This window comes from Pseudoalteromonas sp. NJ631 (assembly GCF_000276645.1).
Classification (GTDB): domain Bacteria; phylum Pseudomonadota; class Gammaproteobacteria; order Enterobacterales; family Alteromonadaceae; genus Pseudoalteromonas; species Pseudoalteromonas piscicida.
Genome location: NZ_AKXJ01000055.1, coordinates 1 through 510 on the forward strand (window position 1 = coordinate 1; position 510 = coordinate 510).

Sequence of the window (510 nt, forward strand, 5' to 3'; positions counted from 1 at the left end):
TGTAGTGGTCAACTAATTTTGGCCACAGTTTTAGAATCTTGGTATCTAACCTCAGATTCATTTGGCGCTAAACCAGCATTATAATGATGAGGCCTAACGTTGTTATAATATCCGTTGATATAATCACTCACACCATATTTAGCATCTTTAAAGTTTTCGTATCCAACCTTTGGCATCCACTCCGTTTTAAAGCTTCTAAAAAATCGCTCCATTGGCGCATTATCCCAACAATTTCCGCGCCTGCTCATACTTTGTGTAATTTTATAGCGCCATAAACGTTGGCGGTACTTCAAGCTTGTATAATGGCTTCCTTGGTCTGAGTGAAACATCAATCCACTTGGTTTACCTCTGCTTTCATACGCGAGTTCAAGCGCTTTTAGCGTTAAGCTAGTATCTGGCGACAACGACATTGCCCAACCAACGACTTTACGTGCAAATAAATCAACAACGACCGCTAAATAGGCCCAGCGATTGCCTGTCCAAATATACGTCACATCACCGCACCACACC

The 510-nt window shown here is 42.0% G+C and carries 1 protein-coding gene; it reads right to left on the reverse strand.

Translation table 11 applies throughout. From position 1 onward, the window contains the following. Nucleotides 1-8 precede the first annotated feature (8 nt). The coding region (locus A587_RS0123755) for an IS3 family transposase (RefSeq protein WP_017219572.1) at nucleotides 9-510 on the reverse strand (502 nt) is incomplete at its 5' end.